Source organism: Anoxybacillus pushchinoensis (assembly GCF_900111795.1).
GTDB lineage: Bacteria > Bacillota > Bacilli > Bacillales > Anoxybacillaceae > Anoxybacillus > Anoxybacillus pushchinoensis.
Map to the genome: position 1 here is coordinate 1 of NZ_FOJQ01000007.1, position 22,293 is coordinate 22,293.

The 22,293-nt window shown below is 40.6% G+C and carries 32 protein-coding genes, 1 tRNA gene and 2 pseudogenes; 11 read left to right on the forward strand and 24 right to left on the reverse strand.

Features of this window, described 5'->3' with window-relative positions; all coding sequences use genetic code 11:
• Nucleotides 1-257 (forward strand): RNA-guided endonuclease InsQ/TnpB family protein (locus BM213_RS03285; RefSeq protein ID WP_244149170.1); only part of this gene is annotated, 257 nt, incomplete at its 5' end.
• Between the two features lie 124 nt (nucleotides 258-381).
• Here BM213_RS03285 and BM213_RS03290 read toward each other — a convergent pair.
• The 5 genes and pseudogenes from BM213_RS03290 to BM213_RS14875 form a co-directional block, all read right to left on the reverse strand.
• A complete protein-coding gene (locus BM213_RS03290) occupies nucleotides 382-1,719 on the reverse strand; it encodes a hemolysin family protein (protein WP_091700874.1) in 1,338 nt (445 codons plus the stop codon).
• Nucleotides 1,720-1,787: 68 nt separating this feature from the next.
• Nucleotides 1,788-2,113: pseudogene (locus BM213_RS03295) on the reverse strand (zinc metallopeptidase); the annotation flags it as partial.
• The gene (locus BM213_RS03300) at nucleotides 2,110-3,069 is read right to left on the reverse strand and encodes a sporulation protein (RefSeq protein ID WP_091701030.1); all 960 of its coding nucleotides are present in this window, start codon (nucleotides 3,067-3,069) and stop codon (nucleotides 2,110-2,112) included. The gene BM213_RS03300 and the pseudogene BM213_RS03295, both read right to left, overlap by 4 nt.
• A 39-nt stretch (nucleotides 3,070-3,108) precedes the next feature.
• Complete coding sequence (locus BM213_RS14870) at nucleotides 3,109-3,306, reverse strand: MerR family transcriptional regulator (RefSeq protein ID WP_244149171.1); 198 nt, start codon at nucleotides 3,304-3,306, stop codon at nucleotides 3,109-3,111.
• On the reverse strand, nucleotides 3,299-3,535 hold the full coding sequence (locus BM213_RS14875; RefSeq protein ID WP_244149172.1) for a MerR family transcriptional regulator: 237 nt from the start codon (nucleotides 3,533-3,535) through the stop codon (nucleotides 3,299-3,301). The genes BM213_RS14870 and BM213_RS14875 overlap by 8 nt, the downstream gene beginning before the upstream one ends.
• A gap of 588 nt (nucleotides 3,536-4,123) precedes the next feature.
• Here BM213_RS14875 and BM213_RS15215 point away from each other — a divergent pair.
• Nucleotides 4,124-4,338, forward strand: a pseudogene (locus BM213_RS15215) (transposase family protein); the annotation flags it as partial.
• An 8-nt stretch (nucleotides 4,339-4,346) separates the two neighbouring features.
• Here BM213_RS15215 and BM213_RS03315 read toward each other — a convergent pair.
• Nucleotides 4,347-4,418 (reverse strand) — tRNA-Ala (locus tag BM213_RS03315).
• Nucleotides 4,419-4,726: 308 nt separating this feature from the next.
• On the reverse strand, nucleotides 4,727-4,906 hold the full coding sequence (locus tag BM213_RS03320) for an H-type small acid-soluble spore protein (protein WP_091700877.1): 180 nt from the start codon (nucleotides 4,904-4,906) through the stop codon (nucleotides 4,727-4,729).
• Nucleotides 4,907-5,007: 101 nt separating this feature from the next.
• On the opposite strand from BM213_RS03320, the gene BM213_RS03325 reads away from it, so the two are divergent.
• Complete coding sequence (locus tag BM213_RS03325) at nucleotides 5,008-5,976, forward strand: potassium channel family protein (protein WP_091700880.1); 969 nt, start codon at nucleotides 5,008-5,010, stop codon at nucleotides 5,974-5,976.
• Here the strand turns inward: BM213_RS03325 and BM213_RS03330 are convergent.
• From BM213_RS03330 to BM213_RS03340, 3 genes are all read right to left on the reverse strand, one after another.
• Nucleotides 5,968-6,372 (reverse strand): YugN-like family protein, encoded by a 405-nt coding sequence (locus BM213_RS03330; RefSeq protein ID WP_091701032.1) that lies wholly within the window; start codon nucleotides 6,370-6,372, stop codon nucleotides 5,968-5,970. The genes BM213_RS03325 and BM213_RS03330 overlap by 9 nt on opposite strands.
• Nucleotides 6,373-6,452: 80 nt before the next feature.
• Entirely contained in the window at nucleotides 6,453-7,802 is a 1,350-nt protein-coding gene (locus BM213_RS03335; protein WP_091700883.1) for a glucose-6-phosphate isomerase, read from the reverse strand.
• Between the two features lie 110 nt (nucleotides 7,803-7,912).
• Nucleotides 7,913-9,073, reverse strand: coding sequence for an iron-containing alcohol dehydrogenase (locus BM213_RS03340; RefSeq protein ID WP_091700886.1), 1,161 nt, complete (start codon nucleotides 9,071-9,073; stop codon nucleotides 7,913-7,915).
• A 142-nt stretch (nucleotides 9,074-9,215) separates the two neighbouring features.
• Here BM213_RS03340 and BM213_RS03345 point away from each other — a divergent pair, with 142 nt between their 5' ends.
• Nucleotides 9,216-9,449 (forward strand): DUF378 domain-containing protein, encoded by a 234-nt coding sequence (locus tag BM213_RS03345; RefSeq protein WP_091700889.1) that lies wholly within the window; start codon nucleotides 9,216-9,218, stop codon nucleotides 9,447-9,449.
• Nucleotides 9,450-9,458: 9 nt separating this feature from the next.
• Here the strand turns inward: BM213_RS03345 and BM213_RS03350 are convergent, their stop codons facing one another.
• Nucleotides 9,459-9,803: a CvfD/Ygs/GSP13 family RNA-binding post-transcriptional regulator gene (locus tag BM213_RS03350; protein WP_091700892.1), complete on the reverse strand. Its 345-nt coding sequence runs from the start codon at nucleotides 9,801-9,803 to the stop codon at nucleotides 9,459-9,461.
• A 130-nt stretch (nucleotides 9,804-9,933) separates the two neighbouring features.
• Between BM213_RS03350 and BM213_RS03355 the strand changes: the two genes are divergently transcribed.
• Entirely contained in the window at nucleotides 9,934-10,299 is a 366-nt protein-coding gene (locus BM213_RS03355) for a helix-turn-helix domain-containing protein (protein WP_004892298.1), read from the forward strand.
• Nucleotides 10,300-10,317: 18 nt separating this feature from the next.
• Here BM213_RS03355 and BM213_RS03360 read toward each other — a convergent pair whose 3' ends face one another.
• The 4 genes from BM213_RS03360 to BM213_RS03375 all read right to left on the reverse strand — a co-directional run bounded on the left by BM213_RS03360 (nucleotide 10,318) and on the right by BM213_RS03375 (nucleotide 12,839).
• A complete protein-coding gene (locus BM213_RS03360) occupies nucleotides 10,318-11,484 on the reverse strand; it encodes an aminotransferase (RefSeq protein ID WP_091700895.1) in 1,167 nt (388 codons plus the stop codon).
• Nucleotides 11,484-11,984 carry an Lrp/AsnC family transcriptional regulator gene (locus tag BM213_RS03365; RefSeq protein WP_091700898.1) on the reverse strand — a complete coding sequence of 167 codons (501 nt, stop codon included), beginning with the start codon at nucleotides 11,982-11,984 and terminating at the stop codon, nucleotides 11,484-11,486. The genes BM213_RS03360 and BM213_RS03365 overlap by 1 nt, the downstream gene beginning before the upstream one ends.
• Nucleotides 11,985-12,075: 91 nt before the next feature.
• Entirely contained in the window at nucleotides 12,076-12,588 is a 513-nt protein-coding gene (locus tag BM213_RS03370) for a superoxide dismutase family protein (protein ID WP_091700901.1), read from the reverse strand.
• A gap of 53 nt (nucleotides 12,589-12,641) precedes the next feature.
• Nucleotides 12,642-12,839, reverse strand: a complete 198-nt coding sequence (locus BM213_RS03375; RefSeq protein ID WP_003398749.1) for a hypothetical protein — start codon at nucleotides 12,837-12,839, stop codon at nucleotides 12,642-12,644.
• 143 nt (nucleotides 12,840-12,982) lie between these two features.
• On the opposite strand from BM213_RS03375, the gene BM213_RS03380 reads away from it, so the two are divergent.
• Entirely contained in the window at nucleotides 12,983-13,279 is a 297-nt protein-coding gene (locus tag BM213_RS03380) for a YuzC family spore coat inner layer protein (protein WP_091700904.1), read from the forward strand.
• Here the strand turns inward: BM213_RS03380 and BM213_RS14600 are convergent.
• Nucleotides 13,267-13,416: a hypothetical protein gene (locus BM213_RS14600; RefSeq protein WP_003398754.1), complete on the reverse strand. Its 150-nt coding sequence runs from the start codon at nucleotides 13,414-13,416 to the stop codon at nucleotides 13,267-13,269. The genes BM213_RS03380 and BM213_RS14600 overlap by 13 nt on opposite strands.
• A 119-nt stretch (nucleotides 13,417-13,535) precedes the next feature.
• Here BM213_RS14600 and BM213_RS03385 point away from each other — a divergent pair, with 119 nt between their 5' ends.
• On the forward strand, nucleotides 13,536-14,120 hold the full coding sequence (locus BM213_RS03385; protein ID WP_091700907.1) for a biotin transporter BioY: 585 nt from the start codon (nucleotides 13,536-13,538) through the stop codon (nucleotides 14,118-14,120).
• A gap of 20 nt (nucleotides 14,121-14,140) precedes the next feature.
• Here the strand turns inward: BM213_RS03385 and BM213_RS03390 are convergent, their stop codons facing one another.
• From BM213_RS03390 to BM213_RS03400, 4 genes are all read right to left on the reverse strand, one after another.
• On the reverse strand, nucleotides 14,141-14,848 hold the full coding sequence (locus BM213_RS03390; protein ID WP_091700909.1) for a 3D domain-containing protein: 708 nt from the start codon (nucleotides 14,846-14,848) through the stop codon (nucleotides 14,141-14,143).
• A gap of 96 nt (nucleotides 14,849-14,944) precedes the next feature.
• The gene (locus BM213_RS03395; RefSeq protein WP_091700912.1) at nucleotides 14,945-15,268 is read right to left on the reverse strand and encodes a YuiB family protein; all 324 of its coding nucleotides are present in this window, start codon (nucleotides 15,266-15,268) and stop codon (nucleotides 14,945-14,947) included.
• Nucleotides 15,269-15,325: 57 nt separating this feature from the next.
• Complete coding sequence (locus BM213_RS14605; RefSeq protein WP_167357363.1) at nucleotides 15,326-15,454, reverse strand: YuiA family protein; 129 nt, start codon at nucleotides 15,452-15,454, stop codon at nucleotides 15,326-15,328.
• A gap of 92 nt (nucleotides 15,455-15,546) precedes the next feature.
• Complete coding sequence (locus BM213_RS03400) at nucleotides 15,547-16,773, reverse strand: NAD(P)/FAD-dependent oxidoreductase (protein ID WP_091700915.1); 1,227 nt, start codon at nucleotides 16,771-16,773, stop codon at nucleotides 15,547-15,549.
• Between the two features lie 292 nt (nucleotides 16,774-17,065).
• Here BM213_RS03400 and BM213_RS03405 point away from each other — a divergent pair, with 292 nt between their 5' ends.
• Entirely contained in the window at nucleotides 17,066-18,061 is a 996-nt protein-coding gene (locus BM213_RS03405) for an NAD(P)/FAD-dependent oxidoreductase (protein WP_091700918.1), read from the forward strand.
• A 28-nt stretch (nucleotides 18,062-18,089) separates the two neighbouring features.
• Here the strand turns inward: BM213_RS03405 and BM213_RS03410 are convergent, their stop codons facing one another.
• Both BM213_RS03410 and dapF read right to left on the reverse strand, forming a co-directional pair.
• Complete coding sequence (locus tag BM213_RS03410; protein WP_091700920.1) at nucleotides 18,090-18,452, reverse strand: HesB/IscA family protein; 363 nt, start codon at nucleotides 18,450-18,452, stop codon at nucleotides 18,090-18,092.
• Between the two features lie 15 nt (nucleotides 18,453-18,467).
• A complete protein-coding gene (gene dapF, locus BM213_RS03415) occupies nucleotides 18,468-19,322 on the reverse strand; it encodes a diaminopimelate epimerase (RefSeq protein ID WP_091700923.1) in 855 nt (284 codons plus the stop codon).
• A gap of 145 nt (nucleotides 19,323-19,467) precedes the next feature.
• On the opposite strand from dapF, the gene BM213_RS03420 reads away from it, so the two are divergent.
• Nucleotides 19,468-20,151 (forward strand): DUF2225 domain-containing protein, encoded by a 684-nt coding sequence (locus BM213_RS03420; RefSeq protein ID WP_091700925.1) that lies wholly within the window; start codon nucleotides 19,468-19,470, stop codon nucleotides 20,149-20,151.
• A gap of 4 nt (nucleotides 20,152-20,155) precedes the next feature.
• On the opposite strand, the gene BM213_RS03425 is transcribed toward BM213_RS03420, so the two are convergent.
• Complete coding sequence (locus tag BM213_RS03425; protein WP_003398271.1) at nucleotides 20,156-20,395, reverse strand: YuzB family protein; 240 nt, start codon at nucleotides 20,393-20,395, stop codon at nucleotides 20,156-20,158.
• 166 nt (nucleotides 20,396-20,561) lie between these two features.
• On the opposite strand from BM213_RS03425, the gene BM213_RS03430 reads away from it, so the two are divergent.
• Complete coding sequence (locus tag BM213_RS03430) at nucleotides 20,562-21,629, forward strand: NAD(P)/FAD-dependent oxidoreductase (RefSeq protein WP_091700928.1); 1,068 nt, start codon at nucleotides 20,562-20,564, stop codon at nucleotides 21,627-21,629.
• Between the two features lie 13 nt (nucleotides 21,630-21,642).
• On the opposite strand, the gene BM213_RS03435 is transcribed toward BM213_RS03430, so the two are convergent.
• A complete protein-coding gene (locus tag BM213_RS03435) occupies nucleotides 21,643-21,948 on the reverse strand; it encodes a YuzD family protein (protein WP_091701035.1) in 306 nt (101 codons plus the stop codon).
• 94 nt (nucleotides 21,949-22,042) lie between these two features.
• On the opposite strand from BM213_RS03435, the gene BM213_RS03440 reads away from it, so the two are divergent.
• Complete coding sequence (locus tag BM213_RS03440; protein WP_003398276.1) at nucleotides 22,043-22,279, forward strand: NifU family protein; 237 nt, start codon at nucleotides 22,043-22,045, stop codon at nucleotides 22,277-22,279.
• Nucleotides 22,280-22,293 lie beyond the last annotated feature (14 nt).

Below are 22,293 nucleotides of genomic sequence, written 5' to 3' on the forward strand. Positions count from 1 at the left end.
AAGGCGTTCATGACAACGGCTGGGGCATGTTCACCACTTTCCTTCAGTACAAGCTGGCCGAACAGGGGAAGAAGCTGATCAAAATCGACAAATGGTTCCCCTCGTCCAAAACGTGTTCGTGCTGCGGTCGAGTCAAGGAGTCTTTATCGCTTTCTGAACGGACATTCCGCTGTGAATGTGGATTCGAGAGCGACAGGGACGTCAATGCGGCCATCAATATCAAACATGAGGGCATGAAACGATTGGCGATCGTCTAATTTGTCCTCGAACCGTGGGGCACACGGGGATCGCTCGGTCAACTTCCCATCATGAGATGGGATTACCCGAGAAGCCCCACCTCTAAGCGAAGCGTAGGTGGTGGGAGTATGTCACTATTAACTGTTATTTTGTTTCTGCTTCTTCTTGTACGGTAAGTAAAGGAGTTTTTACACGCTTCGTGATTTCAACCAATTGGACATGGTGACCTTCCATTTTTAATACCTTAAATTCATAGTCACCGTAGGCGAGAATCTCACCTTGTTGAATATCAAATTTCTCCGTTAAAATCCAACCGCCAATCGTATCGACATCGGCATCATCGATATTTGTGCCAAGTAAGTCGTTTACCTCTTCGAGCAATACTTTTCCATCAACAATGGTGGTATGTTCGTTTACTTTGCGAATCATCGGAACTTCATCAATATCAAATTCATCTTGAATTTCACCGACGATTTCTTCCAATATATCTTCAACCGTCACAAGTCCAGCTGTTCCGCCATATTCGTCAACTAAAATCGCCATATGGACTCGTTCACGCTGCATTTTTACGAACAAGTCATGAATAGGGATCGATTCAATTACTTGTATGATTGGACGAATATAATCATCTAACTTCTTTTCAATCGCTTGTGGATTGTGAATACAATCCGTTAATATTTCCTTTATATTCACCATCCCAACGATATGGTCTTTATCGCCGTCTATAACAGGATAGCGTGTATATTTTTCTTTCTTCATAATTTCCAAAATGTCCGCGATTGAATCGTTTTTATCTAATGCGACAATTTCTGTGCGCGGCACCATAATTTCTTTGGCAATCCGATTGTCAAACTCAAAAATATTGTTTACGTATTTATACTCCGACGGGTTAATTTCTCCGCTCTTATAACTTTCAGATAAAATAAGCCGCAACTCTTCCTCAGAATGGGCGACTTCGTGTTCGGATGCCGGTCTTAGTCCAAATAATCCGATGATGACACGCGCTGATCCGTTCAATACCCAAATAAACGGATACATGATTTTGTAGAAAAAGATTAAAGGCCTTGAACATAACAACGTAATGGTTTCCGCTTTTTGAATCGCCAATGTTTTAGGCGCTAATTCACCGACAACTACGTGCAAATAGGTAATCGCCGCAAACGCAATCGCAAAAGAAAGGAGAGATGCTACAGACTCATTCAAATTCATTTGCTCAAATACAGGACGAAGCAAATGTTCCACCGTTGGTTCCCCAAGCCAACCAAGCCCTAGTGCGGTGATGGTGATACCAAGCTGGCAAGCTGATAAATATTCATCTAAATTGCTGGTGACTCTTTTTACAGCCATGGCACTTCGATTTCCTTCGGCCACGAGCTGATCAATCCGTGTACTGCGCACTTTGACAATGGCAAATTCTGATGCAACAAAAAACGCCGTCAAGGCAATTAAAATGCCAACCATCAGTAAATTAAATATCTCCAATTAAGCTCTCTAACTGCATGCAAACAGCTAGAGAATCCACCTCCTGCTAATTGTATAATATGTTTTTCTTATTCTTCACTATTTCCTTGAAAGAAAATCATAATAAACTTGATTAACTCCAGCGCAAAGATTAATGCCGCTGCATTTAAGACTTTATTCACTCCACGTACTTCATACGGATAAGTCCTTCAGCTACAAGAAGCTTTTTCACTCAAGAGCTTGCATTAAATTCTACCGGCAGCGTCACTAATTGAAACGCCACGGTTGCTGAGAAGAGAATAATACCAAGCACAATGAGTGAAGCTCGATGCAACAAAAACCCGCCTAACAATAGAAATGGAGCAATTCTAGAAGAGAAATTCACTACTGGAAACATACGATACCGCAAAATTAGAATTCTTCATCTTCCCCACCGAAGAAATCGTCAAAAAATCCCGCTCCCTCTTCTTCTATTTCCTCCTCGAAACCAAGAGCTTCCTCCACTACATCATCTACAAGTTCTTCCACTAACATTCCCGCAAATAATCCCACGGCAAAACCACCAATCGCTCCCATCATACTGTGTCCTCGTCCATGTGAGTGAGGAATATGAGAATGGTGAGCCATATAGGATGAAGCTGTATACTGATATGGTTGCTCGATCATTTCTTGAATCATTGCGCGAAGATTGTCAGCCAGTGTGCTTATATCGTTTAATTCTGTATATAGGAAAAAGAATTCACGTTTTAATTCTTTTTCTTGTAAGCCAAAAACCCCTGCATACACATCTACTTCAAGAAGCAGACGAACCCCCTCTTCTTCAAGAGAGGCAAAAAATTCGATTTCTTGAACAATGTTTTTAAATTGTTCTGTCGGGAACCATTCAAACTCTTGGCCATACGGTTTTAATTTTCCTGAAGTCGCCTTTTCCCGGAAGCCTAACTTTTCAAAAGCAACGAAGATTTTCTCTAATGGTAATGGCGGAAGAATTCGCACCGCATCTTCATCTAAATGGTCGACTCCACCTGCGATATCAAGACGGGTAACAAACGTATAATGAACGCTGTGTCCGGAAATCGGAAGACTTTTTGGTAATTCATATGTAAAAGGCAGCACCTTTTTCTCGCCAGCCTGAATAACAAAGGCAGAAGCAACCGGAATTGTTGCCACTGTTTTTGTCTGCACTTGACCGTTATGGTTTAATGTTAAACGAAGTTCTACATCAATTTTGTTGATATACTGTTCTACTGCCCCTCCCTCAATGAAAAATTCACCACTAATGGTCTCTCCCAAACGAACTTGGGAATGATGCAGCATCAGATTAATATTGGCAGAGCCAATCCCAAGTTTCGATAAAAGTTTTTTAAACATCCCTTTCATCTCTCACCCCTTATTCATTAATATCCATTGTTAAATAAAAGGATTTCCTCCAAGCAATATCCCTAATGAACGTAGCAATGCGTAACCTTGCTGGGTCAATGGTTTTGTCATCATCTTGATCTGTTGTTCATTTAATTGTTTGAGCAACGGCTGTAATCCCAGCACTTCTTCTTGAATATGCTGCATTTGTTCTTGAATATGCTCAATTTTATCGATAATTTCATTCATCGGAGCAGGCTGTTTTTTTCATAAGCTGCAGGCGCTCTCTTATTTCCTCGAGAGTTAAATGCTGTTTCTTTAATGCATGGATTAACTGTAAATGCTCGATACTCTCTTCAGGATAATAGCGATAATTGGTCTCAGAACGAACGGGCTCAAGCAACCCTAACTGCGTATAATAATCAATGGTCCGTTTGGAAACACCAGCTAATGCTGCAAGTTCACCAATTTTAAGCAACTTCCCAATGAACCCACTCCCCATCTATTATTCGATATGTTTAATGAAATTATATAGCAAAAAAATATACAGTCAAACGTTATAGTGTTAATTTTTTATTGCAAATCTGTTTCTATAACTATTTACGAATACATCGTCAATTAGGACTCATTTAACATAAATAAAAAACTAAAAGTTTAGACAATAAAACACCGTCATTGTATATGAGCAAGCTCTATTCACTAAAAATAGAAAAGAGTATTTTTATGCCGTATTGAACAATTTAATGACTCTCCCTTAACTCCGTGTTTTTTCCGACCATAATAGTTATAGATCATAATAGTTATAGTTGGCGAAAAACGTACAGCAGATATTAAGAATAAAACTCTGGTTATAAAGATAAATACTAGGTATTTCTTCCTTTTTTCAAAACTAAATAAAAATGAAAAAGTCCTTGTAATTAATCAACTCTGTAAAAAATTTAATAAAAACAGCTTATTTTTTCGGTTCATCACCAAATTTTGTGATTTAGTGACAAAAAAGAGAAAGCACTGACGAGATCCTAGCAATAATGTTAGCGGTGAAATCAACATTAAGGAGGTCTCATAAGTGCTTTCGATACCACTGGGATTGCCAGAATTTAAAGTGATTAAACAAGAACTTCATTCCTATGGTTATGCGATTCATGTAGAGAAAACAGAGACACAGGAACGCTGCCCTCATTGTGGGTTTGCCACTTCCTCTGTCCACGACAGAGGGACAAGAAAAGTACGGATTTGGCGATTTTTCATCAATCGGTGTACTTGTTCGTAAAGGTGAAGCGTATCGGTGATGGAGCATATCGGATTCGAACCGATGACCTCTTCGCTGCCAGCGAAGCGTTCTCCCACTGAACTAATGCCCCATTCTTATGACACTTTTCATTTTGACACTGCTTATGCTATCATAAAAAAAAGAAAAATATCAACTACAAAATGCACTCCCATCTGTCATTTTACCCCATCCTTTTATAAAAATCATTTCTTGGATTCACCGTCATATTCACGTAATAAATGCTATTTGCTATACTTTTGCTTGAATAGAACACGAAGCTGTTTTTCAAGGATTTTGGGTAGTGTAACTGACAAGCGTGTGAGAGCGTCGTGCTGGCAGTGCGAAGGGATCCCGATATGCTCCATAGAAAAAACCCTTGCCATGCAAGGGTTTTTTCTTTTACTCTTCCGTCAATTCTTCCACTGGAACGGTATAGCGTTCATGTTCCCTCCCACGCATATGTACGGTGGCTGTTCGGTTTGCTTCATCGTACCCATCAATCCAAACAGACTGACCGTGATAACATACACGAATATCATCTGGGGAAGAAACGATTTGCTTGACGCGATTTATATCCAATTTCATTCCCTCCTTTCGTTTATATCGTTTGTTTTTGTAGAAAAAATATGTAAGAAACGAGATTTTCTCGTCTACAATGATAAAAACAGGAGGGAAAATACATGAGATGGTACGAATTTCTCGCTTCATATTGGCGACTTTCTCCTCTCGCGCGCATCATACTAACAATTGCGACAATCATTTGTTTATTTGGGATTGTCATTCATATCGTGGAACCAAAAACATTTTCAACAACATTTGACGGAATATGGTGGGCGCTCATCACAACTACAACTATCGGTTATGGAGACCTCGTTCCAAAAACTGTCGTTGGTAAAGTTGTCGCCATCGCTCTCATTTCGCTCGGCACCGCATTCGTCTCAGCTTATTTTGTTACACTATCTGCGAAGGCCATTTCAAAAGAAAACGCTTTATCAGCTGGGGAGCTCCCTTACACAAAAGGTCAACATGTTATTTTAGTTGGTTGGAATGAACGGATTCGCCAACTGCTCACACTCCTACCTCCCCATGTGCCGTGCCTTGTCATCGACGAAACATTACAACATTGGGATATGCCGAAGCACATTCATTTTATTAAAGGAAATCCGACCCACGATGATGTATGGAAAAAAGCGAACGTTTTCGACGCTCATACCGTCATCATTACTGCGAACCAACATAAAAATGAAACAGAAGCGGACTTAGCATCTATTGTCACTCTTTTGACAATTAAAGCACTCCACCCCGATGTATATACTGTTGTGGAAGTATTAACAACACCGCAAGTCGATAATGCAAAACGAGCGGGAGCCGATGCAGTTATTGAAACGAATAAATGGATCAGTTTTTTAATGACAAATTGTCTTTCCGCCCCAAATATATTAAACGACATGGAACAATTGAAAAAACATCCGATCAAGCGTTTAACTGTTCACGATGAATGGATCGGCATGTCATTTCATACATTGCTTACCGAGTTAAAAAAGGAAGGAATATTGCTCATCGGCATTGCAAACGAGCAACAAGTAACGATCAATCCACAAGGCCATACAGCCATTCAAAAAACAGATGAGCTCATTGTATTAGTGTAATAATCGATCTTCTACATCTTTGACAAGCATCTTTGCCATCGATACATATTTGTCTGGTACAGTTGCATCGGAGTCTTCTGGTTCGGAAAACTGATTAAACGAAGCGCTTACGTTTCCAACATGCACATTGTCATCTAATCCACGTTGATATTTATGACATAAGACGTATGGTCGCCTCAATTCAACCGTCGCCCCATACGAATCAAGTTGTCCGTCTATCGCAACAAATGGGAGGCGTAAAAATTGATAACCAACATCGTCCGCCATTTTATAGTCGAACGAACCGTGATCATAATCCCAATTTCCACCAATAACATACCCAAGCGGTTTTAATTGTTGTTCCAACACATTTAACAAAAATGTTTTTCCTTCTAGTCTAGACGGAATTTCAATCATTTGCATCACTCCTCCTTTAATTGTATCATACCCAAAAAAAGAGCTTTCCCTGCGCGCAGGGAAAGCTCTTTTAAATTTAATTATTTCAATCGCTTCTCAAGCTCTGCCTTTTTCTCTTCGTATCCTGGTTTACCAAGCAAGGCAAACATATTTACTTTGTATGCTTCTACCCCCGGTTGGTCAAACGGATTCACACCAAGTAAATATCCGCTCATCGCGCACGCCTTTTCAAAGAAATAAACGAGGTAACCAAACGTATACTCATCTAATCGTGGTAATGTAACAACTAAGTTCGGCACGCCCCCATCTGTATGAGCCAACAACGTTCCTTCAAACGCTTTTGTGTTGACGAAGTCAACTGTTTTTCCTGCTAAGTAGTTTAAGCCGTCTAAATCATTGTCTTCTGCTTCAATCGTTAACTCATGGCGTGGCGTTTCTACTTTTAACACTGTTTCAAACAAATCGCGACGACCTTCTTGCACATATTGTCCTAAAGAGTGAAGATCAGTTGAAAAGTTTGCTGAAGCTGGGAAAATTCCTTTCTGATCTTTTCCTTCACTTTCGCCAAATAATTGTTTCCACCATTCTGCAAAATATTGCAATGCCGGTTCATAGTTAATGAGCATTTCAATTGTTTTCCCTTTATTGTAAAGCACATTTCGCACCGCAGCGTATTGGTAAGCAATGTTTTCTTCTAACTCTGATTTACTGAAATCTTCACGTGCTTGCGCAGCACCTTTCATCATCGCTTCAATATTCGCTCCGCTTACTGCAATCGGCAATAAACCGACAGCTGTTAAAACAGAGTAGCGTCCTCCAACATCATCTGGAATAACGAACGTTTCATATCCTTCTTCCGTCGCTAACGTCTTTAATGCCCCACGCGCGCGATCAGTCGTCGCATAAATGCGCCTGCGTGCCTCCTCTTTTCCATATTTCTCTTCAAGAAGCTTACGGAAAATACGGAAAGCAATCGCTGGCTCCGTCGTCGTTCCTGATTTTGAAATGACGTTAATCGAAAAATCTTTTCCTTCAAGTAAATCCATCACGTCGCGCATATATGTAGAACTGATGTTGTTGCCGACAAAAATAATTTGCGGCGTTTTCCGCTTTTCTGCAGGAAGGGCATTATAAAATGAATGTTGCAACATTTCGATTGCCGCGCGAGCACCTAAATAAGAGCCACCAATTCCAATAACTAACAAGACATCAGAGTCTTCTTGAATTTTTTTCGCTGCTTGTTGAATGCGAGTGAACTCCTCTTTGTCATACGCAACAGGAAGATCAATCCACCCTAAAAAGTCGTTGCCTTGTCCTGTTTTTTCATGAAGAGCATGGTGCGCTACTTTCACTGCGTCGCGCAAATACGTTAATTCATGTTCACCGAAAAACGATAACGCTTTCGAATAATCAAACTGAATATGCGTCATGTACGTTTCCTCCTCAATGATTGTATCCTCTTTCACTTTAGCGAAATAAACATAGAGAATCAAGTTAGCAAAAACAATGTAAACGGATTCATTATGACATTTTTCGCACTTTATAACGAAGCTTTTAAAATCGCCATAACATCATCGTGTTGTAGCTTTTTAAAATTACCAAATGGGCCGAACGCCATCGCTTTTTCCACTATTATTGGCAATGATTCTTTACCGATATGATAATCTGCTAATCGATTTGGAGCACCTAAGCTATTCCAAAATGCCCGAAGTTTTTCGATTCCTTCTAGCGCAATTTCACGATCTCCTTTTCCTTCCGGATAAACATGAAACACACGAACAGCTAATTGCTTAAACCGCTCAACATGTTCATCGAGTACATGTTTCATCCAATTAGGGAATAAAATAGCTAACCCCCCTGCGTGCGGAATATCATGCACTGCTGATACAGCATGCTCAATATTATGTGTTGCCCAATCGCCACGTAGTCCCATGCGTAAAATTCCATTTAAAGCCATCGTTCCGCAATATAAAATTGTTTCACGATGATCGACGTTTTCTAAATCTTCGATGAGTTTCGGTGCTGTTTCGATAACTGTTCGTAAAATCGCTTCACACATTCGATCTTGCAGTGGCGTATTTGGGGCATGGTGAAAATATTGTTCTAACACGTGCGACATGATGTCAACTATACCATACACTGTATGATCTTTCGGAACAGTTGTTGTATAAACAGGGTCTAAAATTGAAAATTTCGGAAAGACAGCTGGACTGCTCCAACCGTACTTTTCTTTCGTTTCCCAATTCGTAATGACAGAATTGGAATTCATCTCTGATCCTGTCGCCGCTAACGTCAACACCGTTCCGAGCGGAAGGGCGTGTTGAACGGTTGTCTTCCTTGAAATAAAATCCCATGCATCTCCATCGTATAGAACGCCTGCAGCAATTGCCTTTGCACAATCAATAACACTTCCGCCACCAACAGCTAAAATAAAATCAACTTTTTCTGCACGACATATGTCAATCCCTTTTTGCACAGTAGATAAACGAGGGTTTGGTTCAACACCCGCTAACTCCGTCCACCATTTATTCAATGAGCGAAAAACAGAAACGACATCATCATACACACCATTTTTCTTAATGCTGCCCCCACCATACACCATTAAAATACGTTCATACGGAGCAAGCTCTTTCTTTAGTTGTTCAATTTGTCCTCTTCCAAAAATTAATTTTGTTGGGTTGTGAAAAATAAACTGTTCCATTAAATTCCCTCCTTTTTCTCCATTATTTCTAAAATAAACAAATAAGTAAAGAAACTTGCATTTTTTCTTTTTCGTTGTGCATATTTCAAAAATAATTATCCATTCTATAAATGAATACACTACTTTACCAAGGAGGATGAACATGAGTACGTTACAACGAATCGCACTATTGCTTACTGTTATTGGAGCACTGAACTGGGGGCTCATTGGCTTTTTCCGTTTTGATCTCGTCGCAGCCATTTTTGGTGGGCAAGCATCTGCGTTTGCTCGTATTGTTTACGCCCTCGTTGGGATTGCGGGGCTAATTAACCTCATATTATTGTTTAAACCGACCGAAGAAATCGGACGTACAGAACCAAAAATGTCTAGAACATAATCAAACAACTCACCGGTCATTCGGTGAGTTGTATTGTTTTTTCGCTTCGGCAATCCATTTCTCTAGTTGAATTTTTAACGGCTGGAATCCTAACGGGGTTTCAATATTTGTCGCATCATGATCGACATCCCGTAACGATAAGCTAATCCGTTTTGTTCTTTCATCAACGGCAATAATTTTTACGCGCACACAATCCCCAACGTCCACATAATCATAAATATTTTTTACATATCCATCGGTTATTTCTGAAATGTGAATTAATCCTTGTGTTCGTTCATCGAGCGATACAAATATGCCATACGGTTGTATGCCTGTCACAGTACCAGTAACAATCGCACCTTCCTTCCACTCCAATTGAAACACTCCTCGTTTTTTGAAAAATTGTAACATAATTCGCTTAAAAAGTGTTAATTTTGTACACGAGTACAAATAGGAGCATGGTATGATAAATATGTACATGAATTTTTGAGAGGTGGGAGAATAAATGAGCACAATTGGTGAAAATATTCGCATGTATCGAGAGCAGCGAAATATGTCACAACAAGAATTGGCGATGAAAGTACGTGTAGGGGTAGCAACGATCCAAAAATACGAATCAGGTGAACAAGTGCCTGATACACCAACAATTTTAAAACTTTGTACCGCTCTTGATGTTCCAGCATCAGAATTGTTAGAACGAGCAGATGTATCCAATTCATCCAGCCTCGATCCAGAAATCGAGTACTTAATTAAAGAAATTGGGCTTAAACGGGCAAAGCTTATTTTACGAAAAGCAAAAGAATTTAGCGAAGAAGACTTTTTACGCGTCATGCAAATGTTGTATGAGCTCAAATACAATAAAGAAAGCTGACAGTTGCGTCAGCTTTCTTTATAGTCGTTCAAGAAACCGCTTCATGCGTCGAATCGCCTCTTGTAATTGTTCAAGCGATGAAGCATACGAACAACGAATATACCCTTCTCCGCTCGCCCCAAACACGTTGCCCGGAACGACAGCTACTTTTTCCTCTAGCAATAAACGCTCGGCAAATTGTTCTGACGTCATGGCTGTCGATTGAATAGATGGAAATGCATAAAACGCCCCACCTGGCATATGACATGAAAGGCCGAGTTCATTTAATGACTGAACAAAAAAGTTGCGCCGTTGTCGATAGCTCTTTTTCATCCGCTCGACATCATCTGCTCCATTTCGCAACGCTTCAATAGCGGCATATTGCGCCATTGTTGGCGCACACATCATCGTATATTGATGAATTTTTAACATGGCTGTAGCTAAATCTTTCGGTGCAGCAATAAATCCTAGCCGCCATCCCGTCATCGCAAATCCTTTCGAAAAACCGTTAATTAAAATGGTTCGCTCTCGCATATGAGCGATCGCAGGAAAACTTGTATATTGTTCGTCGTAGCATAACTCCGCATAAATTTCATCCGAAATGACAAGCAAATCATGCTTTGCCACAATGTGAGCAATTTGCGCAAGTTCTTCTGCGTTTAGCACCGTTCCTGTTGGGTTATTTGGTGAGCAAATGATTAATGCTTTTGTTTTCGGAGTGACAACTTGTTCAATTTGCTCAGGTTGTAGCTTAAATTGATATGTTCCACTCGTTTGAACCGGAATCGGTACGCCGCCAGCTAATGAAACAAGCGGGGCGTATGAAACGAAGCTCGGCTCAACAACAATCACTTCGTCACCTGGATTAACAATAGCGCGAAGGGACACATCGAGCGCTTGGCTTGCTCCGACCGTCACAATCAGTTCATCTGCCGGATCGTACGACACACGAAAGCGACGTAATAAATAATCGCTAATTTCTTTTCTCAACTCCAATAAACCAGCGTTTGCTGTATATGACGTATATCCTTGTTCTAATGATAAAATACACGCTTCGCGTACACCCCAAGGCGTAATAAAATCAGGCTCACCAACCCCTAGCGAAATGACTCCTTCCATACTTGCCGCTAAGTCAAAAAAGCGACGAATACCGGATGGCTTGAGGCGAGAAACCGTATCAGATAAGTACGATTTCGTTTTTTGCATCACGGAGCCACCACGATTCTTCGATCTTGGTCACCTTGCTCGAATACAGTACCGTCATGTTTATATTTTTTTAAAATAAAGTGGGTCGTCGTTGAAATAACAGAATCAAGCGTCGATAATTTCTCAGAAACAAAATGAGCAATTTCAGACATCGAACGACCCTCGATGACGACAGATAAATCATAGGCGCCGGACATCAAATATACAGATTTGACTTCTGGGAAGCGATAAATACGTTCAGCCACCTCATCAAATCCAACACCCCGCTTCGGCGTCACCTTTACATCGATCATCGCTGTCACACCTTCGTGCCCATCCACTTTCCGCCAATCGACAATCGTTGCATACTGCACAATGACTTTCGCATCTTCTAATTTTTTGATGATCTGTTCGACTTCCGGAATGGAGAGCGAAACCATTTTTGCGATTGTATCCATCGGCAACCGAGCATCTTTCTCTAACAGTTCAACAATTTCAATTTCTTTTTCAGTCAATTTCACATCAATCCCCCCTACGATAAATTTTCACACAATTTAGAAAGAAATGCACGCGTTTTTTCCAAAAAAATGAGCAAGACGACATCGCCTGCTGCTACGGTTTTTTGATGACACCGCAAGCGATTCGTTTGCCCGCATTTCCTGCTGGTTGGGACATGCCGTCATCTTTCTCTTCATGAACGACAATAGATGTCCCATCTTTTGTGAACAGGCCGTTCTTTTCCTCCGATAAATCTACATTTGGTGCCATGAGCTGCACTTTTACCGTTCCATCTTCTTTCACAATTAAATTCGGCAAATCACCCGCGTGTGCTCCCTCTGGATGAAGGAGGCCATGTTTTTTTCCTTCTGGGTTAAAATGCTCACCCGCCGATTGAAACTGCGGCGGCGAACAGGCTCCCTTGTCATGAATATGAATCGCATGCTCCCCGGGTGGCAACCCTTTTAAATCAATGTCTAGTTCCACACCTTTCGGCTTTTGTGACAAGCTAATCGTGCCGAGCGAGTCACCATCCTCATTAATCATATGAACGTTAACATGTCTTACTTGTTCCTCTACACAACCACCAATAAGCAATAAACCAATACATACGATGACTTGACGCACAATAAGCCCTCCAACTACATATTTACAGCTTATTATGCCCTTTTTTTGTCCGTTTAGTCATCGATTCGTTGTTTTTGGAGCTGTTCCTCTAGTTGTTTTGCTTTCTCTTCTTGGCGTTTTGAAACTTTTACAATTACCCTCATCGTCAATACTGCAGCAATAAAAAACGCTGTGAACGAGATGGCAGCCGGAATGTATTCCGTTTTGTCTTCTGGAAAATATAGAAACAATCCAAATATGATGTGAACCATACGATCAACCTTTCCGTCATGTGCTCTCATTAAAAGATTATATCATAAAACCATCCGTTTCACTTCTTGAGATATGGTATAGAACATTCAAAACTAACCGTTTTCCCTCTTCTGTCATATACTGCTTGAAAGGAGGGGAAAATATGTATCCGAACGTTAATATTACACAATTCACTCAATCTGCAAAATCGGTACAAAAACTACTAAAAGATGCGACAGCCATTTCTACAAAAATTGCAAACGATCCTACCTTTGCAAAGCAGTTGATGGAAAAAGCACAACAATCGAAACAAGAAGACGTGCAAAAACAACTTCAATCGATTGGCATCGAATCTGAAATGAACATTTCGTTTAATCCAAACACGATCCATATCACACTTTCCCCAAAAAAAGGCGAGTCGCCTTGTTGCCAACTCACCTTTTTTCTTTACTGGCGATAATTCGGTGCCGCCATCTGTTTTTCACCAATATGTGCCGCATCGCGCAAATCATATCCATCATCCGTTTCACTAACGTGAATAATATCTTCTTTCGCCCCTAATCGATTTGCGCGAAGCAATTGTTCTTCTTCTCTCATTATAATCCCCTCCGCACTGTTATATTGTGAAAATTCACTTCATTTATGCATTTATGTATTGACATATTTTGTTTTATCAGCTACGATTTCGTTAACAAATAAAAAAAGGAGGTTAACAAATGCGAGCGAAAGACTTAACATTCATTGCCATGTTCGCAGCATTCATGGCGATCGGAGCAAACATCACCTCATGGGTTCCTTTTCTCGTTATCGGGGGCGTTCCCATTACGCTGCAAACCTTTTTTTGCGTATTAGCCGGGGCGATTCTCGGAGCAAAACGCGGCGCGATCGCGATGACTGTTTATATGCTCATCGGACTGTTTGGTGCGCCTGTTTTTGCGCGCTTTAGCGGAGGGTTTTCCTCTATCGTCACCCCGACGTTTGGATTTATTCTTTCTTTTATTCTTGCGGCTTATGTCACTGGATTGCTTATTGAAAAAAGTACAAAGCGTTCGATGGCGCAATTTATTACAGCAACCATCATCGGCATGATAATTAACTATATTTTTGGAACAAATTGGATGTATATAGCATTTACATTATGGGCCGATGCACCGGAAGGATTCTCATACGCAATGGCATGGAGCTGGATGCTCGTTCCACTTCCAAAAGATATTATTTTATCGATCGTTGCCGGCATGATTGCACCGCGCATTTACAAGGCGTTAAACGACCATCAAACATATAACACACACGTCGCCTAACTAAAGAAAGGGAAGTTCGGTTACAGCCCGACTTCCTTCTCTTCTTTCTTTATATATTGTTGCCGAAACACTTGCATCGATTCATTTTCATTCAGTGCAATCATTTCTTGCTCCGATAATGTCCCATCTCCACGTTGGACGACATATACGTTTACTTTTTTCTTCCCCCAATGCTTATACACATCATCTACTGTTTCATAATATAGATCAATTTTATGGCCTTTAATCGCTGACCCCGTATCAGCAACAACCCCGTATCCGTATCCTGGAATAAATAAAATTGTTCCAATTGGGAAAACATTCAAATCAGCGGCAATCGTTGAGTATAAATCACGCTTCACGCGTACACCCGAATATGTAATTCCATAACTCGGGTGATCCGGTGTTTTTCCCGTTGACTCTACTCCAGCCGTATACCCTGTCGCTACAACAGTGACGGACGGGTATTGCGACCAATCGAAAACCTCTTCTAGCGTTAACGATTCATTCGTCGTTTGTTGTGATGATAGTTGCGTCCCCCGTTTTTCATTTTTACGAAAACGATCTGCCACATATTCATGTGTATCGGTTGAAGATAATAATTTGAACGGGAAAAAAGGAAAGCGTGAAGATGAAAACCAATCAGATAACATTTTCGCTTCAACGCCTGATATTGACTGAAATGTCGTCGTGAACGCACATAGAAACAATACAACCATGGTCGTTCGTCTTAACCATTTTATACCCATTTATTCACTCCTCCCATGGTTGTATTTCTTTCCAATAACGAAACAAAATATACATCATCGGGAAGAGAAATAAAAAACCTCCACGATCGTGAAGGTTTAAAACATGCGATATCCTTTTTTTCTTAACGTCTGAATCACGACACCAGAAACGATTGCTCCCACAATACCGCTACTTAAAATGATTAAATCCGCGCTCGCTAGTGATCCGATTCGTTCCTTTACATGAGCAAAGGATTCGGATGGATTTGTCACGTAGTCAATCAGAGAAATTTGATCAATCCAAAACAATAAAACAAACGGGCTTAATATCGCCATCGTCCATGTCGTTCGTAAAATCATGTTTAATAAAAAGCCAATACCAAAAAATAAAACAAAAAATAACAAAATTGAAATGAGTAAAACCGGAATGCTCATCTCCATGCGTTTTCACCTCCAATACACCATTTTAAGTGTACTGAAAGCGAAAACATGAGTCAATTATTGCTTTATCACCATTTCATCTTTTTCTATTCCTGTTCCTTCGCAACGATGGCACGTCTCGGAACCGCCAACCGCAACATGTACATAACCGTTTCCTGCACAATACTGACACGTTGTTTTATTCATATCCCTCACCCTTTTTCTTAATTTTCAGATAATTATACATAAAAAGAAACGATTTGTAAAGAAAAAGGGGCGAAAAATTGCTTTGCCCCTTTTTACAACAACTTAAATTTTCCTTTCTTCGCGACGAGTATCGGACCACCGACTAAGAAGAGCGCACGGTTGTCAATCACTTTTTTCATGATACTTGCTTTTGTACCCCAAATTTTCTTACCAAATAAAACACCAATCGCATCGTCGTGACCAAGTGAGCATACTGTTCCTTTTAAATCAGGTTTAAACGGTTGCAATTCACCTTGACCGCGAATGAGCACAGCTAAGTTTTTCGCACAAACTTCTCCTTGCTGCATAGCAATTTGAGCGGTTGGAGGATATGGACGATTTGTTTCTTCGTTAATAATTAACGCACAGTCCCCGACAACGAATACATCTTCATGTCCTGGTGCTCGCAAAAACGGATCGACCTTCACGCGACCGCGCATCGCTTCAAAGCCAGATTCATCAATAACGCGGCTTCCGCGCACTCCAGCTGCCCATACAACTGTTCCAGCCTTAATTTCTTCCACTTGATCATCTTTGCTAACGATAATGCCTTCTGGTGTGCACTCTTTAATCGCTGTACCGATTTTAAATTCAACACCTTTTTTCTCAAGAACGTTCACCGCATATTCAACAAGTTCTGGGTCAAAACCAGGGAGAACGGTCGGCGCTGCTTCGACACAAATAATGCGCACTTTATTTGGATCAACATCGTATTCACGGCAAAGCTCTGGCACGCGGTTTACAAGTTCACCTAAAAACTCGATGCCTGTAAATCCTGCGCCACCAACGACAATCGTCAAGCGCTCATCGCGTTTCTCTTCTTCTGTGCCATATGTTGCAAATTGATATTCAATATGCTCACGAATTTGGCGAGCAGCATTGACGTTGGCAATCGAGAAAGCATACTCTTTTAGCCCTTTAATTCCAAACGTTTCAGACTCAAACCCAAGCGCAACAACTAAGTAGTCATACGTTAATGGCTCATGATTTTGGAGCAACACTTGTTTTTCTTCGAGGTTGATTTTTTCAACCGTATCTTGAATAAATTTTACTTTACTTTGATCAATAACATCAGCAATCGCATAGCGAACGCGATCATGGTGCAGCGTTCCAGCAGCAGCTTCATGCAGCCATGTCGATTCATAATGATAATCATGTTTGTTGACAAGCGTAATGCTTGCTTCGTTGACGCCAATCATTTTTTGTAAACGCGTCACAGTCATTAATCCACCATAACCTGCACCTAATACAACAACATTTGGCTTTTTCAAGCGAATCACTTCCACCTTTTCTTATTTTTTTAGCTTGTGCTTTTTGAACGATTTTTATCGTTTAGAAAGTTTGTGAATTTATTCACGAAATAGACCAAAAAAATACAACGTTTTGTAACAAAGTTGTCATTTCTACGTTAACATCTTATTCTTTTTTTCTCTCTTTTTCAAGAGCTATTTGTTCAATTTTTGGCCATAATTTTTATCGAACGCATGTTGAAATTTTCAAAACAACAACAGCGTGTAACCATTTTTTATGGTATGATAATACGTGAAAATTTACGTTTTAGGAGGAATGAACGTGAAAGAAGATCGCAAAGTGTATGATATTACCATTATTGGTGGTGGTCCTGTCGGCATGTTTACAGCATTTTACGGTGGCATGCGCCAAGCGAGCGTTAAAATTATCGAAAGCCTTCCACAACTTGGCGGCCAGCTTTCTGCGCTTTACCCAGAAAAATACATATATGATGTGGCAGGTTTCCCGAAAATTCGCGCCCAACAACTAATCGACAACTTAAAGGAGCAAATGAGCAAATTTCATCCAACTGTTTGCTTAGAACAGTCTGTTGAAAAGTTAGAAAAACTGGAAGATGGCACATTTAAACTAACGACAAATAAGGAAATTCATTATTCAAAAGCGGTCATTATTACTGCTGGAAACGGGGCATTCCAACCTCGCCGATTAGAACTCGAAAGCGCCTCACAATATGAAGGGAAAAACCTACACTACTTTGTTGACGATTTGAATAAATTTGCTGGCCAACGTGTACTTGTTTGTGGTGGAGGAGACTCTGCAGTTGACTGGGCGCTTATGCTCGAGCCGATCGCAAAGAAAGTAACAATTGTGCATCGCCGTGATAAATTCCGTGCGCATGAACATAGCGTCGAAAATTTAATGAATTCATCTGTTGATGTAAAAACACCGTTCGTCCCTGTTGAATTGATCGGAGATGAAAACGGTATCAAACAAGTCGTTTTAGAGGACATAAAAACGAAAATGCGTGAAACAATCGATGTCGATGCAGTCATTGTCAACTACGGGTTCATTTCATCGCTCGGACCAATTAAAGAATGGGGCTTAGAGATCGAGAAAAACTCTATTAAAGTGAATTCCAAAATGGAAACAAATATTCCGGGTGTGTACGCTGCAGGCGATATTTGTACATATGAGGGAAAAGTGAAACTCATTGCTTGCGGATTCGGTGAAGCACCAACAGCTGTCAACAACGCAAAATCATATATCGATCCGAGCGCAAAAGTACAGCCTCTTCATTCTACATCGATGTTTGAATAAGAGAAAAAGGCCTCTATATGGGGCCTTTTTAACATTCCTCAGGCGTACCAGCATGTGTTGCCGTACGGAATGATGAACCACAACCACATGAAGCGATCGCGTTCGGATTATGAATCGTAAATCCCCCACCCATCGCTCCTTGCTCGTAATCAATCGTCGTTCCTTTTAACACAAGTACACTGTCCTTGTCGATCAATATACGTAAACCGTCTTGATCAAACTCGTAATCATCTTCACGCTTATTATGATCAAATCCCATCGCATAAGACAAACCGCTACATCCTCCGCCATAAACACCGACACGGAAATAAGCGTTTTCTTCTCCGCTTTCCTTCATCATCTGTTTCACTTGCTCAACCGCTTTTTCTGTCAATACAACGATTTGTTCCATCACTCACCACTCCTTTTAATAATAGTATACACCTGTACAAATCGTTTCTGCTCCTCCACGCATAAAAACATCGCCGTTTTCTTTCCATGTAATATACAAATCTCCACCAGCCAAATGTACGACCGTTTCTTCATTTCGTTTCGTTTTCCCATTCAACACTGATGCTACAACGGCCGCACATGCTCCTGTACCGCACGCTTGCGTCACGCCAGACCCTCGCTCCCATACACGAAAATGAAGCTCGCGGTCATTGACCACTTCTACAAACTCGACATTAATTCCTTCTGGAAAGCGAGCATCTTTTTCGATGATTGGCCCGAGCGTCGTAACTGGAGCTCGCTCAATATGATCAACATAAAACACCGCATGTGGATTGCCCATTGATACACCCGTCATGTAATACGTATGCCCCGCAAACTCGATCGGTTCATTAATGACCATGTCTTTTTCTTTTCCAACCATCGGTATTTCTTCGCGAGATAACCGCGGTCTCCCCATATTCACTTCCACGCTGCTTACCTTTCCATTTTCAACGAAAAGGCGCGCTTCAACAAGACCTGATAACGTTTCAATCGCAAATTGTTCATCGCGAACAATTCCATGCTCATATGCGTACTTTGCCACACAACGCAATCCATTGCCACAGTTTTTCCCTTCTGATCCATCGCTATTAAAAATACGCATTTTAATGGGAGCCACATCGGATGGACAAATTAAAATGAGTCCATCCGAACCGATTCCTGTGTGAACATTGGCCACACATCTAGCAATATCGGGTAACTCCTCTTCTAATAAACGTTCTTTAAACATATTCACATAAATATAACTATTTCCTAATCCATGCATTTTCGTGAATGAAAAACTTCTCATATTACACCCCACCACATATGTTTAATAAAACTATACATCGTGATGATAAACGTGACAACTTTTTTACAAATAAACAAAAAGTCACAAGCAATACCGGAAACATATAGTATAATGTTACTATCAATCATATAAGGCAGGGAACACCATGGATATTTTATATGATCGTAATGTCACGTGTCTCGTTTGTAAACAAACATATACAACGAAAAAAGTTCGTTCACGTTTCATTCGTCCCATTCAGCACGATACTGACTTTTGCTCACATTACGCGAGCGAAGAAGCAAATCCGCTTTTATATTATGTACATGTTTGCCCTCATTGTGGATTTGCAGAAACAGAAGAATTTTCGACATATTTCCCTCCCCGCACGCTTGAGACGATCGAACAACATGTGCGCGCCAATTGGCGTGGGAAAAATTACGGTGGAGTGCGCACATTTCGTGATGCAGTTGATACATATAAACTTGGCATTTATTGTGCAACACTGAAAAAAGAAAAGCATATCGCGATTGCGGGGCTTTATATGCGCCTTGCATGGTTGTATCGGTCGAAGCAAAAGCATGAAGAAGAAAAGCGATGTATGCGTTTCGCACTCGAACAATACGTTGCTTCTTATGAAGCAGGCGACTTTGTTCATACGCATATGTCCGAAGTACGCTTATTGTACTTAATCGGGGAGCTGTATCGCCGACTAGGCAATGAAAAACAAGCAATCATTTATTTTTCCCGTGTCATCGCAAGAAAAAAAGAAACGATCGAAAAAGGAATTGTCAATATGGCCTATGACCGTTGGCAAGACATTCGCGAAGAAAAAAGGGGGACGCAATAGCCCCCTAAAACATTGGATTTTCCTCAATATATGCATAAATCTTTTCAACAAGTTGCTCAGCGTCTTCTGCTGTCACAATCTCTCCATTTACCATCGCAAACAACATATTCGCGCATTTTCCACAATAGCCTAAACACCCATATTCGATAATATCTAAATTTGGATCTTTTTCAAGTTGCTCTAGCGCACGTTGTGACCCATTTGCTAAATTGCTTATACAAAACTCCACGATTGGTTGTAGCAATGTGTTCACCTCAATCCTATTATTGTAGCACATTTACAAAAAATCATGTAATATTCACATATAAAAATCATCTTAATTAGTCACGTTTTTCGAAAAAATGTTGTTATTTTGTCACAATTTCGCTATACTTTTAGTGGTCGAATTTTATCAAAAGGGGAAAGCTTCCATGAGAAACCTCGTGCTACTTGGTGGCGGATACGGAAATATGCGTATACTACTCCGCATCCTCCCAAATTTACCAGAACATATTCGTGTTACGCTAATTGATCGCGTTCCGTATCATTGTTTAAAAACAGAGTATTATGCTTTAGCTGCTGGAACGATTAGTGACCAGCACATTCGCGTCCCATTTCCAGAACACCCTCGCCTATCGTATATATTCGGCGAGGTAAAAAAAATTGATTTACATCATGAGGTCGTCCATCTTCAAGACGGATCGTGTATCCCATACGACGATTTAGTCATCGGGTTAGGCTGTGAAGATAAATATCACGGTATACCTGGTGCAGACATTTTTACTTATAGCATTCAAACTATCGATAAAGCAAGAGAAACGTATCAAAAGTTGAACAATCTCCCACCGCATAGCATCGTTGGAATTGTCGGTGCTGGATTAAGCGGTGTAGAATTAGCAAGTGAACTCGTTGAAAGTCGTCCTGATTTACACGTAAAATTATTTGACCGTGGCACACGCATTTTGTCTATGTTCCCTGAACGATTAAGTCGTTACGTCGAGCAATGGTTTCATTCACACGGTGTCGAACTCATTCGCCAATCGAACATTACAAAGGTTGAAGAACACACGCTGTATAATCACAATGAAGCTATCCACTGCGACGCTATTGTATGGACCGCCGGCATCCAACCGAATCGTGTCGTTCGTGAACTTAACGTCGAAAAAGATAGCCAAGGGCGTGTGTTACTTACGCCACGACACCATATTCCGCATATGGAAAACGTATATGTTGTTGGAGATTGCGCAAGTTTGCCGCACGCTCCAAGTGCACAATTAGCTGAAGGACAAGCAGAGCAAATTGCTCAAGTATTGCAAAAGCGGTGGAAAGGCGAAGAACCACCAAGCGAATTTCCACCAATTAAATTAAAAGGCGTTTTAGGATCGTTAGGGAAAAAACACGGGTTCGGCCTCGTTGCTGATCGTCCGCTGACTGGACGCGTCCCACGCCTCCTGAAATCAGGCGTACTATGGATGTATAAGTACCATAACGGATATTGAGATGAAGGGCGAATTACTCCGCCCTTTTTTCTATCGCTTCATAAATGTTTTTTAATTTTGGATTCCCTTCATCAACCATTTCTCCATCAATAACAACAACCGGATAAAATAAATCTTCGTCGATTACTTTTTGCGCAAATTGACGCTTTTCATCGTCTTCCGGTGGCGAAAAAATATCAACATAAACGAACTGAAACGCACGATTCGGATATTTTCGTGAAACTGCAGCTTGAATCCATTCATACGTATCTTTTGATGACGGGGCACCGACACAAGAAGCACAAACTGTATCTGCTCCGTACACACATATTTCAATCATGTTCATTCTCTCCCCTGGAAAAAAGTTAAGTAACGTTAATAGATTTTTTTCATCATGATGATTATAATAAAATTAGTGAAAGGAGTCGATGAAAATGGCAGATCAAGATATTAAACAACAAGTGCAAGAAGTATTAGATAAACTTCGTCCATTTTTACTTCGCGATGGTGGAGATTGCGAATTAGTCGATGTTGAAGACGGTGTCGTAAAACTTCGTCTTCTTGGCGCTTGCGGAAGCTGCCCAAGCTCAACTATTACATTAAAAGCTGGTATTGAGCGGGCATTGCTTGAAGAAGTTCCTGGCGTCGTCGAAGTAGAACAAGTATTTTAACGACAAAAAGGGGG

Coding starts and splice junctions, on each gene's coding strand:
- BM213_RS03300 (WP_091701030.1), bottom strand. CDS start 3,069: ATGTTTAAAAAACTTTTATCGAAACTTGGGATTGGCTCTGCCAATATT.
- BM213_RS14870 (WP_244149171.1), bottom strand. CDS start 3,306: ATGAATGAAATTATCGATAAAATTGAGCATATTCAAGAACAAATGCAG.
- BM213_RS03325 (WP_091700880.1), top strand. CDS start 5,008: ATGAGATGGTACGAATTTCTCGCTTCATATTGGCGACTTTCTCCTCTC.
- BM213_RS03330 (WP_091701032.1), bottom strand. CDS start 6,372: ATGATTGAAATTCCGTCTAGACTAGAAGGAAAAACATTTTTGTTAAAT.
- BM213_RS03335 (WP_091700883.1), bottom strand. CDS start 7,802: ATGACGCATATTCAGTTTGATTATTCGAAAGCGTTATCGTTTTTCGGT.
- BM213_RS03340 (WP_091700886.1), bottom strand. CDS start 9,073: ATGGAACAGTTTATTTTTCACAACCCAACAAAATTAATTTTTGGAAGA.
- BM213_RS03345 (WP_091700889.1), top strand. CDS start 9,216: ATGAGTACGTTACAACGAATCGCACTATTGCTTACTGTTATTGGAGCA.
- BM213_RS03355 (WP_004892298.1), top strand. CDS start 9,934: ATGAGCACAATTGGTGAAAATATTCGCATGTATCGAGAGCAGCGAAAT.
- BM213_RS03360 (WP_091700895.1), bottom strand. CDS start 11,484: ATGCAAAAAACGAAATCGTACTTATCTGATACGGTTTCTCGCCTCAAG.
- BM213_RS03375 (WP_003398749.1), bottom strand. CDS start 12,839: ATGGTTCACATCATATTTGGATTGTTTCTATATTTTCCAGAAGACAAA.
- BM213_RS03380 (WP_091700904.1), top strand. CDS start 12,983: ATGTATCCGAACGTTAATATTACACAATTCACTCAATCTGCAAAATCG.
- BM213_RS14600 (WP_003398754.1), bottom strand. CDS start 13,416: ATGAGAGAAGAAGAACAATTGCTTCGCGCAAATCGATTAGGGGCGAAA.
- BM213_RS03385 (WP_091700907.1), top strand. CDS start 13,536: ATGCGAGCGAAAGACTTAACATTCATTGCCATGTTCGCAGCATTCATG.
- BM213_RS03390 (WP_091700909.1), bottom strand. CDS start 14,848: ATGGGTATAAAATGGTTAAGACGAACGACCATGGTTGTATTGTTTCTA.
- BM213_RS03395 (WP_091700912.1), bottom strand. CDS start 15,268: ATGGAGATGAGCATTCCGGTTTTACTCATTTCAATTTTGTTATTTTTT.
- BM213_RS14605 (WP_167357363.1), bottom strand. CDS start 15,454: ATGAATAAAACAACGTGTCAGTATTGTGCAGGAAACGGTTATGTACAT.
- BM213_RS03410 (WP_091700920.1), bottom strand. CDS start 18,452: ATGGAACAAATCGTTGTATTGACAGAAAAAGCGGTTGAGCAAGTGAAA.
- dapF (WP_091700923.1), bottom strand. CDS start 19,322: ATGAGAAGTTTTTCATTCACGAAAATGCATGGATTAGGAAATAGTTAT.
- BM213_RS03420 (WP_091700925.1), top strand. CDS start 19,468: ATGGATATTTTATATGATCGTAATGTCACGTGTCTCGTTTGTAAACAA.
- BM213_RS03430 (WP_091700928.1), top strand. CDS start 20,562: ATGAGAAACCTCGTGCTACTTGGTGGCGGATACGGAAATATGCGTATA.
- BM213_RS03435 (WP_091701035.1), bottom strand. CDS start 21,948: ATGATTGAAATATGTGTGTACGGAGCAGATACAGTTTGTGCTTCTTGT.
- BM213_RS03440 (WP_003398276.1), top strand. CDS start 22,043: ATGGCAGATCAAGATATTAAACAACAAGTGCAAGAAGTATTAGATAAA.